The 13,391-nt window shown below is 68.2% G+C and carries 11 protein-coding genes; 8 read left to right on the top strand and 3 right to left on the bottom strand.

All coding sequences use genetic code 11. The features are described 5' to 3' along the window. The 4 genes from ACFYYJ_RS21185 to ACFYYJ_RS21170 all read left to right on the top strand — a co-directional run. On the top strand, positions 1 to 1,662 hold a 1,662-nt coding region (locus ACFYYJ_RS21185), incomplete at its 5' end, for a vitamin B12 dependent-methionine synthase activation domain-containing protein (RefSeq protein WP_389134407.1). Positions 1,663 to 1,776: 114 nt separating this feature from the next. Then, a complete protein-coding gene (locus tag ACFYYJ_RS21180; protein WP_389134405.1) occupies positions 1,777 to 2,478 on the top strand; it encodes an HAD family hydrolase in 702 nt (233 codons plus the stop codon). Positions 2,479 to 2,969: 491 nt separating this feature from the next. Next, positions 2,970 to 4,574 (top strand): ABC transporter substrate-binding protein, encoded by a 1,605-nt coding sequence (locus ACFYYJ_RS21175; RefSeq protein ID WP_389134402.1) that lies wholly within the window; start codon positions 2,970 to 2,972, stop codon positions 4,572 to 4,574. A gap of 72 nt (positions 4,575 to 4,646) precedes the next feature. Continuing rightward, positions 4,647 to 6,227, top strand: coding sequence for an ABC transporter substrate-binding protein (locus tag ACFYYJ_RS21170; protein WP_385130700.1), 1,581 nt, complete (start codon positions 4,647 to 4,649; stop codon positions 6,225 to 6,227). 98 nt (positions 6,228 to 6,325) lie between these two features. On the opposite strand, the gene ACFYYJ_RS21165 is transcribed toward ACFYYJ_RS21170, so the two are convergent. Further along, positions 6,326 to 7,000 carry a response regulator gene (locus ACFYYJ_RS21165; protein ID WP_384582279.1) on the bottom strand — a complete coding sequence of 225 codons (675 nt, stop codon included), beginning with the start codon at positions 6,998 to 7,000 and terminating at the stop codon, positions 6,326 to 6,328. Between the two features lie 69 nt (positions 7,001 to 7,069). After that, entirely contained in the window at positions 7,070 to 8,002 is a 933-nt protein-coding gene (locus ACFYYJ_RS21160; RefSeq protein WP_385130703.1) for a RecB family exonuclease, read from the bottom strand. A 122-nt stretch (positions 8,003 to 8,124) separates the two neighbouring features. Between ACFYYJ_RS21160 and ACFYYJ_RS21155 the strand changes: the two genes are divergently transcribed. From ACFYYJ_RS21155 to ACFYYJ_RS21145, 3 genes are all read left to right on the top strand, one after another. Continuing rightward, complete coding sequence (locus ACFYYJ_RS21155) at positions 8,125 to 9,324, top strand: site-2 protease family protein (protein ID WP_385130706.1); 1,200 nt, start codon at positions 8,125 to 8,127, stop codon at positions 9,322 to 9,324. Positions 9,325 to 9,342: 18 nt separating this feature from the next. After that, positions 9,343 to 10,239, top strand: coding sequence for a tRNA (adenine-N1)-methyltransferase (locus ACFYYJ_RS21150; protein ID WP_042814566.1), 897 nt, complete (start codon positions 9,343 to 9,345; stop codon positions 10,237 to 10,239). A gap of 186 nt (positions 10,240 to 10,425) precedes the next feature. Then, positions 10,426 to 11,013 (top strand): hypothetical protein, encoded by a 588-nt coding sequence (locus tag ACFYYJ_RS21145; protein ID WP_389134397.1) that lies wholly within the window; start codon positions 10,426 to 10,428, stop codon positions 11,011 to 11,013. Between the two features lie 4 nt (positions 11,014 to 11,017). On the opposite strand, the gene ACFYYJ_RS21140 is transcribed toward ACFYYJ_RS21145, so the two are convergent. Then, a complete protein-coding gene (locus tag ACFYYJ_RS21140) occupies positions 11,018 to 11,338 on the bottom strand; it encodes a ferredoxin (RefSeq protein WP_384582283.1) in 321 nt (106 codons plus the stop codon). Between the two features lie 264 nt (positions 11,339 to 11,602). Between ACFYYJ_RS21140 and arc the strand changes: the two genes are divergently transcribed. After that, a complete protein-coding gene (gene arc / locus ACFYYJ_RS21135) occupies positions 11,603 to 13,369 on the top strand; it encodes a proteasome ATPase (RefSeq protein WP_384582285.1) in 1,767 nt (588 codons plus the stop codon). Positions 13,370 to 13,391: the final 22 nt, after the last annotated feature.

Below are 13,391 nucleotides of genomic sequence, written 5' to 3'. Positions count from 1 at the left end.
GGTTACGACCCCCTCCAGAAGCTGATGGCGCTCTTCGAGGGCGTCAACACCAAGTCCCTGAAGGCCGGTCGGGCGGAAGAGCTCCTGGCCCTGCCTCTGGAGGAGCGTCTTCAGCGCCGGATCATCGACGGCGAGAAGAACGGCCTGGAGGCCGACCTCGACGAGGCGCTCCGGGAACGTCCCGCCCTGAACATCGTCAACGACACGCTCCTGGAGGGCATGAAGGTCGTCGGCGAGCTCTTCGGCTCCGGTCAGATGCAGCTGCCGTTCGTGCTCCAGTCGGCCGAGGTCATGAAGACCGCGGTGGCCTACCTCGAACCGCACATGGAGAAGTCCGATGCGGAGGGCAAGGGCACGATCGTGCTGGCCACCGTCCGCGGCGACGTCCACGACATCGGCAAGAACCTCGTCGACATCATCCTGTCCAACAACGGCTACAACGTCGTCAACATCGGCATCAAGCAGCCGGTCTCCGCGATCCTCGAAGCCGCGCAGGAGCACAAGGCCGACGTCATCGGCATGTCGGGCCTCCTCGTGAAGTCGACCGTGATCATGAAGGAGAACCTGGAGGAGCTGAACCAGCGCAAGCTGGCCGCCGACTACCCCGTCATCCTCGGCGGCGCCGCCCTCACCCGCGCCTACGTCGAACAGGACCTCCACGAGATCTACGAGGGCGAAGTCCGCTACGCCCGCGACGCCTTCGAAGGCCTGCGCCTCATGGACGCCCTCATCGCCGTCAAGCGCGGCGTCCCCGGCGCCACCCTGCCCGAGCTGAAGCAGCGTCGCGTCGCCAAGCGGGACACCCCCGTCCTCCAGGTGGAGGAGGCCGACGAGCCGGGTGGCCGGTCCGACGTGGCCGTGGACAACCCGGTGCCCGCACCGCCGTTCTGGGGCACCCGCGTGGTCAAGGGCATCCCGCTCAAGGACTACGCGTCCTGGCTCGACGAGGGCGCCCTGTTCAAGGGCCAGTGGGGTCTCAAGCAGGCTCGGGCGGGCGGGGCGACGTACGAGGAGCTCGTGGAGGGCGAGGGCCGTCCGCGGCTGCGCGGGCTGCTGGAGAAGCTGCACACCGACAACCTCCTCGAGGCCGCCGTCGTCTACGGCTACTTCCCGTGCGTCTCCAAGGGCGAGGACCTGATCATCCTCGACGACGCCGGCAACGAGCGGACCCGCTTCACCTTCCCGCGCCAGCGCCGGGGCCGCCGGCTGTGCCTGGCCGACTTCTTCCGCCCGGAGGAGTCCGGCGAGACCGACGTCGTCGGCCTCCAGGTCGTCACCGTCGGCTCGAAGATCGGCGAGGCCACGGCCAAGCTGTTCGAGTCCGACTCCTACCGCGAGTACCTCGAACTGCACGGCCTGTCCGTCCAGCTCGCCGAGGCACTGGCCGAGTACTGGCACGCCCGGGTCCGTGCCGAGCTCGGTTTCGGCGGGGAGGACCCGGCGAAGGTCGAGGACATGTTCGACCTGAAGTACCGCGGCGCCCGCTTCTCCCTCGGCTACGGGGCCTGCCCCGACCTGGAGGACCGCGCGAAGATCGCCGACCTCCTCCAGCCGGAGCGGATCGGCGTGCACCTCTCGGAGGAGTTCCAGCTCCACCCCGAGCAGTCCACCGACGCCATCGTCATCCACCACCCCGAAGCGAAGTATTTCAACGCACGCTGAGGCGGATCGGCGTACACTGGTCGGTCCCAAACAGGCCGGTCACCTGTTCCCCGAGGGGGTATCCCCGCGGGTCGAGGTGGCCGGCCTTGTCGTCCCCGGAGAAAGGCGTAACAGATGACCAGCACCGTTCCCGCTCCCGTCGCCCGCACGGCAGACGGGCACGCCCTGCAGGCGGTGCTGCTCGACATGGACGGCACCCTCGTGGACACCGAGGGCTTCTGGTGGGAGATCGAAGCGGAGATCTTCCACGAGTTGGGCCACCGCCTCGACGAGACCTGGCGCGACGTGGTCGTCGGCGGCCCCATGAGCCGCAGCGCGACCTTCCTGATCGAGGCCACCGGAGCCGCCATCGGCCTGGCCGAGCTCAGCGTCCTGCTCAACGAGCGCTTCGAGGCCCGCATCGCCGACCGCGTACCGCTGATGCCCGGTGCCGAGCGGCTGCTGAGCGAGCTGGCCCGGCACAACGTGCCCACCGCCCTCGTCTCCGCCTCGCACCGCCGCGTCATCGACCAGGTCCTGCTCACCCTGGGCCGCGACCGCTTCACCATGACCGTCGCCGGGGACGAGGTCGCCCGTACGAAGCCGCACCCCGACCCGTACCTGCTCGCCGCGAGCACGCTGGGCGCGCACCCCTCGCGGTGCGCCGTCATCGAGGACACCGCCACCGGCGTCGCCGCCGCGGAGGCCGCCGGCTGCCGCGTCGTGGCCATCCCCTCCGTCGGCAGCATCGCTCCCGCACCCGGCCGCACCATCGTCGGCTCGCTGGAGGACGTGGACCTGGCCTTCCTGCGCTCCCTCATCGTCCCCATGAACTGAGCGCACACACCACCACACGCTCCGTACCGAACGAAACGCCCCCAGGCCTAAGGTCCTGCGGAAGAATCTTCCGTCACAGGCAGCGGAGGCTGAAATTCCATCCTGTCGGGTGGAGTTGCGCAGGGTGACCTTGGTCACCCGCCACACCCCCCACGGACCTGTCCCGGAGCCCCGACGCCTACCGCTCTGTCCGGATTGATCAGCTCCTGACCGAATCCGGACAGAGCGTCGCGTGAACAGCCGGTTCACTCCCGTCACGGTGCGATTACGCCCCATGTCCGGTCAGTTCCAGCCATCCCGTCCCGGACCACTAGTGTCATTGCGGGCACTGCGCCGCACCTCAGCCGCCCCGGTCACACACCCCTGTGCCGGGACCGCGTGGACCGATCGTCACTACACCGGCCCGATCGTTCCGCCCTGAACGGGCGACCGCCGCGAAGTGCCCTTCACACCGCTTTGAGCAAGTGCCGGTAACAGGGAGTACTTCCAGCATGAACCGCAAGACCATGGTGCTGACGGCCGCGGCCGGACTGCTCACCCCCACGCTGGCCGCCTGCGGCACCGCGACGGGCGGAGGAGCGGGATCCGGAGCGATCGTCGTCGGAACCACCGACCGGTTCGAGGCCGCCGAATACGCCCCCGCCCCGTTCGACCCGGCGTACGCCTACGACGCCGGCGCCTGGAACGTCCTGCGCCAGACCGTCCAGACCCTGATGCACACCCCGCGCGCCGGCGGTCAGCCCGTCCCCGAAGCCGCCTCCGACTGCCGCTTCACCGACACCGGCAACGAGAGCTACCGCTGCACCCTGCGCCCCGGCCTCAAGTTCGCCTCCGGCGACCCCGTCACGGCCAAGGACGTCAAGTTCTCCATCGATCGCGTCCTCACCATCAAGGACGAGAACGGCCCCTCCTCGCTCCTGGCCAACATCGACTCCGTCGAGGCCAAGGCCGCCGACACCGTCGTCTTCCACCTGAAGACCCCGGACGCGACCTTCCCGTACAAGCTCTCCACCCCCGCCACGGGCATCGTCAGCGAGAAGAACTACGACGCCAAGAAGCTCCGCGAGGGCTTCGCCGTGGACGGCTCCGGCCCGTACACGATGAAGGCCGAAGTCAAGAACAACCAGCTCGTCCGCGCCGTCTTCAGCAAGAACCCCAACTACAAGGGCGACCTCAAGCTGCAGAACGACAAGGCCGAACTGCGTACCTACGCCGACTCGACGGCCATGGGCAGGGCACTCGCCGAAGGGAAGATCCACATGATCTCCCGCACCCTGTCGCCCGCCCAGATCAGCGAGTTCTCCACCAAGCCCCCCAAGGGCGTCAGGCTCACCCCGCTGTCCGGGCTGGAGATCCGCTACCTCGGCTTCAACACCGACGCCCCCGTCGTCAAGGACAAGGCCGTGCGCCAGGCCCTCGCCGCCGCCGTCGACCGCAACGCCCTCATCGACAAGGTCTACGGCAAGGCCGCCCAGCCCCTCTACTCGCTGGTCCCCACCACCGTCACCGGCCACGTCAACTCCTTCTTCAACAAGTACGGCGCCGCCAACACCGCCAAGGCCGCCGGCCTGCTGAAGGACGCCGGGATCAAGACCCCGGTCAAGCTCACCCTGAACTACACCAATGACCACTACGGCGACGGCACCGCGGCCGAGTTCGAAGCCCTCAAGGCCCAGCTGAACTCCACCCAGCTGTTCGACATCACCGTCCAGGGCAGCGACTGGGCCGACTTCCGCCCCGCGCAGAAGAAGGGCGACCACGCCGCCTACGGACTCGGCTGGTTCCCCGACTACCCCGACGCCGACAACTTCCTCGCCCCGTTCCTGGAGCAGGACAACTTCCTGGGCACCCCGTACGCCAACGCCACCGTACGCACCCGCCTCCTTCCCGATTCCCGGCGCGCCGCCGACCGCAACGTCGCCGTCCCCGCGATCACGGAAATGCAGGACATCGTCGCCGAGGACGTACCCGTCCTGCCCCTGTGGCAGGGCAAGCAGTACGTCGCCGCACGCGACGGGATCACCGGAGTGGAGTGGTCCGTCAACGCCATCTCCGACCTCCAGCTGTGGGAGCTCGGCCGCGGCGTAAGCGGCTGACGCACCCGAACCACCGGCAGCGGGTGTCGCGGGCCGGCCCGACGAATCTGTACGACTGAGAAGGACGTAACCGTGAATCGACGTAACCAGTGGCTGGCGGCCCCGCTCGGCGCAGCCACCGCCGCCGCGCTGCTGAGCGGTTGCGGCTCGACCGATGGCTCCAACGCCGGCAGCGGCAAGGGCGTGGTCATGGGCATATCCGACAAGGTGAAGGCCACCGACCCGGCCTCGGGCTACGACCCGGGCTCCTGGGTGCTCTTCAACAACGTCTTCCAGTCGCTCCTCAGCTTCCCCAAGGGCGGCACCACCCCCGAGCCCGACGCCGCGGAGGCCTGCGGCTTCGAAGGCGCCGACAGCAAGACCTTCAAGTGCACCCTGCGCGGCGGCCTGAAGTTCAGCAACGGCCACAGCCTCACCGCGAAGGACGTCAAGTACTCCTTCGAGCGCACCCTGAAGATCGACGACGAGAACGGCCCCGCCGTCATGCTCGCGTCGATCGGCTCCATCGACGCCCCCGACGACAAGACCGTCGTCTTCCACCTCAAGACCTCCGACGCGACCTTCCCCAGCAAGATCGCCTCGGGCGCCGGCTCCATCGTCGACCACGCCGAATACCCCGCCGACAAGCTCCGCACCGACGGCAAGGCCATCGGCTCCGGCGTCTACAAGCTCGATTCGATCAACGAAAAGAGCGCGAGCTTCTCCGTCAACGAGTCCTACACCGGCAAGGCCAAGGTGCGGAACTCCGGTGTCACCATGAAGTTCTACAACGACGACCAGGCCGCCCTGAAGAAGGTCCTCGAAAGCGGAGGCGTCGACTTCGCCTTCCGCGGCCTCGCCGCCAAGGACATCGCCGGCCTCTCCGCCAACACCGGCGACAAGAAGGTCGAGGTCGTCCAGGGCACCGGCGCCGAGGTCCAGCACCTCGTCTTCAACATGAACGACCCGGTCGCCGGAAAGATCCACGTCCGCAAGGCCATCGCCTACCTCGTCGACCGCGAAACCCTGGTCAAGGAGGTCTACCAGGGAACGGCGACCGCCCTCTACTCGATCGTCCCGGCCGGCATCCCCTCGCACACCACCCCCTTCTTCGACCGCTACGGCGGCAGCCCCCAGCCGGAGAAGGCCAAGGCCGTCCTGCGCGCCGCCAACGTCAAGGACAAGGTCAAGCTCACCCTGTACTCGACGTCCAACCGCTACGGCTCCTCCACCGACCAGGAACTCCAGCTCATCGCCAAGCAGCTGAACGACAGCGGCCTCTTCGAAGCCGACGTCAAGTCCGTCGAGTTCGACCAGTACGAGAAGGACATCCAGGCCGGCAAGTACGGCGTCTACGTCAAGGGCTGGGTGCCCGACTACCCGGACGCCGACAACTTCACCCAGCCGTTCTTCGGCCCCGACAACGTCCTCGGCAACAACTACGACAACAAGGAGATCACCGGGACCATCATCCCCTCGACCTCCGCGAAGTCCGACCGCACCTCCGCCACCACGGACTACAACCGCCTCCAGGACATCGTCGCCGACGAACTCCCGATCCTCCCGCTCTGGCAGAGCAAGCAGTACGCCGTCACCCGCCCGGACGTGACCGGCCTGCAGTGGTCCCTCGACGCCTCGACCGTCTTCCGCTTCTGGGAGATCCGCAAGGGCTGAGCCCCGCCCCCCCCGCAGCACGACGGGCCGGCAGCCGCACCACGCGGCTGCCGGCCCGTTCGCCGTACAGAAGCCCTACGGGAGAAGCCCCACCGGCCCTACTGGCCCGCGCCCGGACGCACCAGACCGCTCTCGTAGGCGTACACGGCGGCCTGCACCCGGTCCCGCAGCCCCAACTTCGTCAGCACGTGACCCACATGCGTCTTCACCGTGGTCTCGCTCACGAACAGGTCCGCCGCGATCTCCGCGTTCGACAACCCCCGCGCCACCAGCTTCAGCACCTCGACCTCCCGCTCCGTCAACGAGCCCAGCGTGTCCGGCACGCTCTCCTCACCCGACGGCAGATGACCCGCGTACTTGTCCAGCAGCCGCCGCGTGATGCTCGGCGCGAGCATCGCCTCGCCGCCCGCCACCACCCGGATCGCCTGCACCAGCTCATTGGCCGGCGCGTCCTTCAGCAGGAACCCGCTCGCCCCCGCCCGCAGCGCCTCCACCACGTACTCGTCCAGATCGAACGTCGTCAGCACCAGCACCTTCGCCGGCCCGTTCCGCTCCGGACCCGTGATCTGCCGGGTCGCCTCCACCCCGTCCATCCGCGGCATCCGGATGTCCATCAGCACCACGTCCGGCTGGAGCGCCCGCACCTGGTCCAGGGCCTGCAGACCGTCCCCGGCCTCACCGACCACCGCCAGATCCTCCTCGGCCTCCAGGATCATCCGGAAGCCGGTGCGCAGCAGCGGCTGGTCATCGACCAGAAGGACGCGGATCGCCACGGGGTCTACCTCGTATTCGTACGGCGGCTTCGACGGACGCCGCCCATTCTGCCCTGACCGGCCGACGACCTAGCGGGGGACGATCGGCAGAGGATAGGCCGGGGGAGTACCCCCGAACTCCGGACACACCGCCTGATGATCACACCAGCCGCACAGCTTCGTCGGCCGCGGCCGCCAATCACCCGACTCCGTCGCCTCCCGGATCGCCTCCCACAACGCGTGCAGCTTGCGCTCCACCCGCTCCAGGTCCTCCACCACCGGGTCGTACGTCAGCACCTCACCACTGCCCAGATACACCAACTGCAACCGCCGCGGCACGACCTGCTTCAGCCGCCACACCACCAACGCGTAGAACTTCATCTGGAACAACGCACCCTCGGCATACTCCGGCCGCGGCGCCTTGCCCGTCTTGTAGTCGACGATCCGCACCTCACCCGTGGGCGCCACGTCCACCCGGTCGATGATCCCGCGCAGCCGCAACCCCGACGCCAGCTCCGTCTCCACGAAGAACTCCCGCTCCACCGGCTCCAGCCGCGTCGGGTCCTCCAGCGTGAACCACCGGTCCACCAGCGCCTCGGCCTCCGTCAGCCACCGCGCCAGCCCCGCCCCCTCGTCCCCTTCCGGGAACAGGTCCGCCAGCTCCGGCTTCGACTCCAGCAACCGCTCCCACTGCCCCGGAATCAGCGCCTTCGCCGCCGGAGCCGTCCGCTCCGCCGCAGGATGATCGAAAAGCCGCTCCAGCACCGCGTGCACCAGCGTCCCGCGCGTCGCGGCCGCACTCGGCTTCTCCGGCAGCTTGTCGATCACCCGGAACCGGTACAGCAGCGGACACCGCATGAAATCACTCGCCCGCGAAGGGGAGAGCGAAGAAGGCGCCACAGCGGCCGGCGCCACCGCGACATCCGCGGCGACCCCTTCATCGGCGGCACCCGACACGGCACCCGAGCTCGTCGTCATGCACAAAACCCTACGACCCGCCACCGACAGCCCGCGCCATACCATCGACGACGGACCCCCTCGCACTGCATGATCGGAGCATCACAACCCGCTACACACCGGCCAAAGCGCCATTCGAACCACACCTGAACCACACTGGAAACACCAGCACCGACCGAAGGACAGCCGTGGCAGACACCGACGAAACCGGCGAGCGCGCGAACCGGCGCTCAGGACCGGGCGGCGGAATCCTCATGGGCCGCCCCTTCGGCGTACCCGTCTACGTCTCGTCCAGCTGGTTCCTCGTCGCCGCCCTCATCACCTGGGTCTTCGGCAACCAGCTCGACCGGGTCCTGCCCGAACTCGGACCGGTCCGCTACCTCGTCTCCCTCTTCTTCGCCGTCGCCTTCTACGCCTCCGTCCTCGTCCACGAACTCGCCCACACCGTGGCCGCCCTCCGCTTCAAACTCCCCGTCCGCCGCATCCAGCTCCAGTTCTTCGGCGGAGTCTCCGAGATCGAGAAGGAATCCGAGACCCCCGGCCGCGAATTCGTCCTCGCCTTCGTCGGCCCCCTCCTCTCCCTCCTCCTCGCCGGCGCCTTCTACCTCGGCATGAAAGCCGTCGACCCCGCCACCGTCCCCGGCGTCCTCCTCGCCGGACTGATGATCTCCAACCTCCTCGTCGCCGCCTTCAACCTCCTCCCCGGCCTCCCCCTCGACGGCGGCCGCATGCTCCGCGCCGTCATCTGGGGCATCACCGGCAAACCCATGACCGGCACCATCGCCGCCGCCTGGATCGGCCGCGCCCTCGCCGTCACCGTCCTCATCGGCCTCCCGCTGCTCACCCACACCGGGACCCTCGGCAACCGCACGGACGACACCGGCGGCATGAACACCGTCATGGACGCCCTCCTCGCCGCCATCCTCGCCGCCATCATCTGGACCGGAGCCGGCAACAGCCTCCGCATGGCCCGCCTGCGCGAACACCTCCCCGAACTCCGCGCCCGCACCCTCACCCGCCGCGCCATCCCCGTCGAAACCGCCACCCCCCTCTCCGAAGCCCTCCGCCGCGCCAACGAAGCGGGCGCCCGCGCCCTCGTCGTCGTCGACGGCCAAGGAGACCCCACCGCCATCGTCCGCGAAACCGCCATCGCCTCCGTACCCGAACACCGCCGCCCCTGGGTCGCCGTCAGCACCCTCGCCCAGGACCTCACCGACGGCATGAAGGTTTCCGCGGACCTCACCGGCGAAGAACTCCTCGACCACCTCCGCGCCACCCCCGCCACCGAATACCTCGTCCTCGAACCCACCGGCGAGATCTACGGCGTCCTCTCCACCCTCGACGTCGAAAAAGCCTTCGTGAAAGCCATGGCACGGCCCCAGTCCTGAAGCCAATACACTGGTCACATGTCCGAACCGACCGGTGCCGCCCGCCGACGCGGGCCCTTCGAGGTCGGGGACCAGGTACAGCTGACCGACCCCAAGGGCCGCCACTACACGTTCACGCTCGAAGCAGGGAAGAACTTCCACACCCACAAGGGTTCCTTCCCGCACGACGAGCTGATCGGCGCACCCGAGGGCAGCGTTGTCCGCACCACCGGCAACGTCGCCTACCTCGCGCTGCGCCCCCTGCTCCCCGACTATGTCCTGTCCATGCCCCGCGGCGCCGCCGTGGTCTACCCCAAGGACGCGGGCCAGATCCTGGCCTTCGCCGACATCTTCCCCGGCGCCCGCGTCGTGGAGGCGGGAGTGGGCTCCGGCTCCCTGAGCAGCTTCCTGCTGCGCGCCATCGGCGACCAGGGCATGCTCCACAGCTACGAGCGCCGCGCGGACTTCGCCGAGATCGCCACCGCCAACGTCGAGCGCTACTTCGGCGGCCCCCACCCCGCGTGGAAGCTGACCGTGGGCGACCTCCAGGACAACCTGGACGAGACCGACGTCGACCGCGTCATCCTCGACATGCTCGCCCCCTGGGAGTGCCTGGAAGCGGTCAAGAAGGCCCTCGTCCCCGGCGGCATCCTCTGCTGCTACGTGGCCACCACCACCCAGCTCTCCAAGACCGTCGAGTCCATCCGCGAGATCGGCTGCTTCGCCGAACCGCAGCCCTGGGAATCGATGATCCGCAACTGGCACGTGGAAGGCCTCGCCGTCCGCCCGGACCACCGGATGATCGGCCACACCGGCTTCCTCGTCACCGCCCGCCGCCTCGCGGACGGCGTCGAGCCCCCCATGCGCCGCCGCCGGCCCGCCAAGGGCGCCTACGGCGAGGACTACGAGGGACCCGGCAGCGACCGCTCCGCGTAACCACCCCGCACACCCAACACCAAGGCGCTGTGGCGCAGTTCCCCGCTCACCCCGGGAACTGCGCCACAGCGCCTTTTCGTTGTCGGGTCAAACGCCCCGCCGGAGCCGGACCCGACCGTTCCACCATCGTGTGAGGTATGGCACGATGCTGGCTCCCCGTCACCCCTCGCACAGGAGACACCCAGCGTGCTGCACAGCCCCGCCGAGCTGACGTCGACACCGGACACCCTGGGACACACCCGCACCAAGCCCGTCCACTGGATCGCCACCGCATCCGCCATGGCCGCCGTCATAGCCGGCGCGGGACTTCTCCAACCGGCCTCCGCCCGAACCGCCCCACACCCCGCAGAAGGCCCCCAGGCGACCGCCCCCGACCCGGCCGGGGTCACCTACCCCCTCGACTGCAAGGGCGCCCCCCAGACCGTCACCGCCACCGCCCAGGGCGACCTCGACGGCGACGGCCGCCCCGAAACCGTCGCCGCCGTCCGCTGCGACGCCGGATCCGGCACCCCGCCCCACGCCATCTACGTACTCGTCCAGGACCGCACCGCGGGAGCCCGCCCCCGCGTCGTCGCCACCCTGCTCGAAGCCGGCCAACGCAAGACCGCCACCGACCTCACCGTGCGCGACGGAGCCGTCACGGCGACCCTCCTCGGGTACTCCTCACCCGACGTACCCCGCTACAGCCCCGACCTCAAACAGCGCGCCAAGTGGCGCTGGAGCGACGGAAAATTCCGCCAGGAGCTGACGGACTCGGCCGCCAGGAGTGTTTGAACCCTCACTCCGCGTCCGGACCGAACACTTCCACCCGGTCCGAAACACGCCTCACGTGGATGCAGTCACCCGGACATTCCTTCGCCGAATCGACCACGTCCTGCAACAGCACCAGCGGAACCGGAGTCGTCGCCCCCGCCTCCTGCAGCAGCTCGTCGTCCGCACCCTTCACATACGCCAGACCGTCGATGTCCAGCTCGAACACCTCCGGCGCGTACTGCACGCAGATGCCGTCCCCGGTGCACAGGTCCTGGTCGATCCAGACCTCGAGCGGCTCGCCCGACCCGCCCGCGACGCCCGCCGGAGCCTCCTGCTGCACGCTCATATCTCCTGCCGTTCCCTGCCCTGAGTGATCCATCCCGGTCGCAACTCGCGGCAAGTCGCGCGAGCCCTGACGGGTGTTGAACAGTTCGACCTTACAACCGGCCGCTTTCAGATGTTGATGGGTGGGTATTTCCTTGGCGTGAGGGAGTACGCAAGGGTGAAGATCGGACACGCCTCTACCGTCTTTGTGATCTAGGGGTTTCAATCACCACCAGCCCAGGTAGGGTCAGGAAGCGTCCAGCTCCCCTTGGAGGAGGTGAGGACCGTGGCAGCCCACGACGACGACATCAACCGCGGCATCCGGCCCGGGCGAGGGTCTGAGGACCCCGCCGGCCAGGTTGCCTATCTCGAGCAGGAAATCGCCGTCCTGCGCCGCAAGCTCGCCGACTCTCCGCGACACACGAGGATTCTCGAAGAGCGGATCGTCGAGCTTCAGACAAATCTGGCCGGCGTCTCCGCACAGAACGAACGACTCGCGAATACCCTCCGTGAGGCCCGCGACCAGATCGTGGCCCTCAAGGAGGAAGTCGACCGGCTCGCACAGCCGCCGGCCGGCTTCGGCGTCTTCCTGCAAGCCAACGAGGACGGCACCGTCGACATCTTCACCGGAGGCCGAAAGCTCCGCGTGAACGTCAGCCCCAGCGTCGACCCGGAAGACCTCCGGCGCGGCCAGGAAGTCATGCTCAACGAAGCGCTCAACGTGGTCGAGGCCATGGAATTCGAGCGGGCCGGGGACATCGTCACCCTCAAGGAAATCCTCGAGGACGGCGAGCGCGCCCTGGTCGTCGGGCACACCGACGAGGAACGGGTGGTGAGGCTCGCCGAGCCGCTCCTGGACATCACCATCCGCCCCGGCGACGCCCTCCTGCTCGAACCCCGCTCCGGCTACGTCTACGAAGTGGTCCCCAAGAGCGAGGTCGAAGACCTCGTCCTCGAAGAGGTCCCCGACATCGACTACGACAAGATCGGCGGCCTGGGCGACCAGATCGAGCTGATCCGCGACGCGGTCGAGCTCCCGTACCTCTACCCGGACCTCTTCAAGGAACACGAACTGCGGCCCCCGAAGGGCATCCTGCTCTACGGCCCGCCCGGCTGCGGCAAGACGCTCATCGCCAAGGCCGTCGCCAACTCCCTTGCCAAGAAGGTCGCCGAAGTGACCGGACAGGCAGCAGGAAAGTCCTACTTCCTGAACATCAAGGGACCCGAACTCCTCAACAAGTACGTCGGCGAGACCGAGCGGCACATCCGCCTCGTCTTCCAACGTGCCCGCGAGAAGGCCAGCGAGGGCACCCCCGTCATCGTCTTCTTCGACGAGATGGAATCCCTCTTCCGCACCCGCGGATCCGGCGTCAGCTCGGACGTGGAGAACACCATCGTCCCCCAGCTGCTCGCCGAGATCGACGGCGTGGAAGGCCTGGAGAACGTCATCGTCATCGGCGCCTCCAACCGCGAAGACATGATCGACCCGGCCATCCTGCGCCCCGGACGCCTCGACGTGAAGATCAAGATCGAGCGCCCGGACGCGGAAGCCGCCAAGGACATCTTCGCCAAGTACCTCAAGGCCACCCTGCCCCTGCACACGGACGACCTGTCCGAACACCAGGACAGCCCGGCCGGCACCGTCCACAGCATGATCCAGACCGTCGTCGAGCAGATGTACGCCGAAACCGAGGAAAACCGCTTCCTCGAGGTCACGTACGCCAACGGCGACAAGGAAGTCCTCTACTTCAAGGACTTCAACTCCGGCGCCATGATCCAGAACATCGTGGACCGGGCCAAGAAGATGGCCATCAAGGCCTTCCTCGAACACAACCAGAAGGGCCTCCGCGTCTCCCACCTCCTCCAGGCATGCGTGGACGAGTTCAAGGAGAACGAGGACCTGCCCAACACCACCAACCCGGACGACTGGGCCCGAATCTCCGGAAAGAAGGGCGAGCGGATCGTATTCATCCGCACCCTCGTCACCGGAAAGCAAGGCGCGGACACCGGACGCTCCATCGACACGGTGGCGAACACCGGTCAGTACCTCTGACCGAGCGGAGCGGCTGCGGATG

Source organism: Streptomyces sp. NPDC002467 (assembly GCF_042889825.1).
Lineage (GTDB): Bacteria > Actinomycetota > Actinomycetes > Streptomycetales > Streptomycetaceae > Streptomyces.
This window is presented reverse-complemented; position numbering and strand designations above follow the sequence as displayed.